Raw genomic sequence first — 3,482 nt, forward strand, 5'->3', positions numbered from 1 at the left:
GAAGACTTGATTTCGAGACTGTTGTGAGAATTTGGTCCTTCGGGGGACGATTTCGCTTTTCGCGGGCATGTGCTGAGCTTCCTCGGGCTTAACAGCCCTGCGGGATCTCACCGATCATGTTCATCCCGCAGAAGTCTTCATCGTCCCCCTCCGAACCTGGCCGAATAAGAAACTCGAAACCATATAAGACATCGACGGGTTGATGAGAAAAAAGCATGTAATTATGAGGCTATTTCATGCTATAACGATGTGAAATAGCTTGTCATAAAAGCATTTTGGACCGATAAGAAGTAGTGAAATCTCTCCTACAAAAGCGTCCGTTATTTCCCCACCAGCCCCTGACCTTATAACGTAACGGACCCAATATATCTCGAGACTGAGTCTTACAGTAACCGGCCCATTTGTTTAATAACGTGCTTATGAAGATCATCATCAATAACATTTAAAGATGCCTTGTCGTAATAAAATGAAAAGTAATAGTACAAACTTTCTCGACACATGTAGAGCCACTTCAGGTGGCTTTTTTCGTTTGTGTGACAACTTTGTGATAAGTACAGATTAGACGCAAAACTATTTTGTTTTCGAAACAATCCCTAGTATAATGTCAAGTTAGAGAGGTAGAAAGGAAAATGACGAATGAAGGCGAATCATGAAAATCGATTATTTATCATTTGGGCGGCCGCGCTTACCGCCACAGCCGGAAGCTTATTCTTTTCAGAGTTTCTGGGCTATGAACCTTGTGAGCTATGCTGGTACCAGCGTATCCTAATGTATCCGCTTGTGATTATATATGGGGTCGGACTGGTCAGGAAAAATGCAGCTATGACGCTGCCGGGGCTCATTCTCAGCGGGATTGGGGCCTTTGTTTCCCTGTATCATTACTTATTGCAGAAAGTTCCCGCAATAGGAGCAGGGGATGCTTGTGGACTGGTTCCGTGTAATGTACAGTACATTAATATTTTTGGCTTTATTACCATTCCATTTCTGGCAGGAACCGCATTTATTATTATTTTCATTACTCATCTATCAATGGTAAGGAAGTAAAGGGGAATTTATATGAAGAAAAAAATGGTCATTTTTGGTACAGGCTTAGCTGTATTGATCGCTGTATTGATTTTTGTAGTCAACTACCAGAACAGTCAGAAGACAGCCGATAATCCTTATGGTAAGGATAACCTCAATCAAGCAACAATCGATCAGCTGGATAATGAGAATTATAAAAATCAAATTCAGCCTGACGAACTAGAGGAACAAATTGAATCCGGTGAAGACACAACTGTTTACTTTTACAGCCCTACTTGTGTGCATTGTCAGCGTACGACTCCTGTCGTTGTGCCGATGACTCAGGAGCTTGGCGTTGATATGAAGAAAATGAATCTGCTTGAGTTTGAAGATCAATGGGAGAAATATGGCATTGAAGGAACGCCGACCATCGTTCATTTTGAGAATGGTGAAGAAGCGGCACGGATTTCAGGCGAACAGCCCGTAACCACTTTTGATAACTTTTTCCGTCAAGAAGTTTTAGATGAGGAATCCGGAGAGGCAGAAGAATAAAAAAAGTGAGCGGCACTGTCCGCTCACTTTTCGTTTATTCCTCTAACTGAAGCATTTGATACTTGGTGATGTAGGCATTTCCATCAATAAATGAAGGTTTCTTCTCGTGCTTTGGTCCTGAATTTTTGTGGGCTTGCTCGAAGGATTGGGAGTTCTTCCAATCTTCAAAGTCCTGTGCATTGCGCCACTGAGTCAGCACCACGTACGTATTGCCTTTGACAGGCCTCAGAATACGGATCGCTTGAAAGCCTTCCATATTCTCAACATTCCCTGCACGATTTTTGAAGCGGTCCTCAAATACAGGACGTCCTTCGTCAGCTACAGGGATATTATTCATAACAACGTATCCCTTAGGTTGAAGGCTGCCGACGGAGTCTACAATTTCGTACTCGCGCCCTTCTTCAAAAATTGGATTCTCTCCTTCGTAATAAGCCACTGTTTTATCCTGGTCCTGCATAAATAAGAGGTGAGCATCTGGGTGTTGTTTGTCTAATTTAGCTAAGTAATTCAAAGTGCCATTTGTCATCGAAACTTTCATAATGGATGTCTCCTTTCCAACATTAATTTCAGTTTAGCAATTGAAATGGTGAACCCGCAAGTTTGAAAGAGATTGCACAAGAAAGGGTGCATATAAGTTGAAACAATATGATTATCTTAAGCCGATCCAGCGTGCGGCAAGACGTGTGCGTTGGGCTGGCATAATCCTTGCTATCCTGGTCATGGCCGGTGTGTTAGGTTATATAACCATCCTGTTTGGAGGACGTTTAGTCGTTAGTGAAGAAGATCTGGTATTAGACGAAAAAACGTTTATCGAAACAAAAGATGGAGAAATCATTGAAGAGATTTACACGAAAAATAGAGAGATTGTCGATATATCCGATATCCCTGAGCACGTGCAGCAAGCGTTTGTAGCAATTGAAGACAGCCGCTTCTACGAACATTCAGGAATTGATTTTAAATCGATTGTACGTGCCGTCTATAAAGACATCATTGCTATGGCGAAGGTCGAAGGAGCCAGTACCATTACACAGCAGCTGGCGAAAAATATATCTTTATCCAATGATAAAACGTGGATGAGGAAGACGAAAGAAGTTATGGCCGCTATTTATCTGGAGCGGAATTTTACAAAAGATGAAATTTTGGAACTTTATTTAAACGGGATATATTTTGGAGAAGGTGTTTATGGAATTGAGGCCGCTGCCGAGCATTATTTTCAAAGTCCAGCTTCAGAACTAACGGTAGCTGAAGGCGCGCTGCTTGCCGGTATGCCGAAAGCTCCGAATTCTTATTCCCCTTTTGACAATCCGGAAGAAGCCAAAGAACGGCGCAACCTTGTTCTTTCGCGGATGAACGACACAGGAAGTATATCGGCTGCCGATATGAAGAGTTATCAGGGTGCGACTCTGGGAGCGGAAGAAGATGAATCTGAAAGCGAAACGTGGACGAATAGTTACGTTGATTTAGTAATCGCAGAAGCGGCAGAGAAATATGACATTTCCAGGGACGAGCTAAAACGCGGAGGTTACCGGGTGATTGTGGAAATGGATCCTGTCGCCCAGCGGATTGCTGCTGAGAATGTAAAAAACGGGGAGTTTGTTCCCGGAACGAACGGGGAAGTTCAAGGGGCTTTAACATTGATGGATCATAAAACTGGTGCCTTACGTGCGGTTGTCGGCGGCAGAGATTTTAAACACGGTGATATTAACCGTGTATTAACCTCTCACCAACCGGCTTCAGCCATCAAGCCTCTTGCCGTTTATGGGCCGGCTCTAATGACTGAAAAGTACACCCCTTATACGGTGCTTCCAGATGAAAAACAGGAGTTTTCAGGTGATTATACTCCGGAAAATTATGACGGTGAATACGACGGCTCTGTGTCTCTTTATCAGGCATTGAGCCAGTCCAAAAACGTCCCAGCTGTGTGGCTG

The 3,482-nt window shown here is 43.3% G+C and carries 4 protein-coding genes; 3 read left to right on the top strand and 1 reads right to left on the bottom strand.

Translation table 11 applies throughout. The features are described from left to right. Positions 1-636: 636 nt before the first annotated feature. Positions 637-1,044 (top strand): disulfide oxidoreductase, encoded by a 408-nt coding sequence (locus tag WAM07_RS16185; protein ID WP_422168450.1) that lies wholly within the window; start codon positions 637-639, stop codon positions 1,042-1,044. Between the two features lie 12 nt (positions 1,045-1,056). Next, positions 1,057-1,554 (top strand): thioredoxin family protein, encoded by a 498-nt coding sequence (locus tag WAM07_RS16190; RefSeq protein WP_422168451.1) that lies wholly within the window; start codon positions 1,057-1,059, stop codon positions 1,552-1,554. A gap of 34 nt (positions 1,555-1,588) precedes the next feature. Here the strand turns inward: WAM07_RS16190 and WAM07_RS16195 are convergent, their stop codons facing one another. Continuing rightward, complete coding sequence (locus WAM07_RS16195; RefSeq protein WP_422168452.1) at positions 1,589-2,092, bottom strand: antibiotic biosynthesis monooxygenase family protein; 504 nt, start codon at positions 2,090-2,092, stop codon at positions 1,589-1,591. 97 nt (positions 2,093-2,189) lie between these two features. Between WAM07_RS16195 and WAM07_RS16200 the strand changes: the two genes are divergently transcribed. After that, positions 2,190-3,482: transglycosylase domain-containing protein (locus tag WAM07_RS16200; protein WP_422168453.1), on the top strand; the 1,293-nt coding region annotated here is incomplete at its 3' end.

The sequence above is a fragment of the Halobacillus sp. genome (assembly GCF_049282395.1).
In the GTDB taxonomy this organism is placed as follows: domain Bacteria; phylum Bacillota; class Bacilli; order Bacillales; family Halobacillaceae; genus Halobacillus.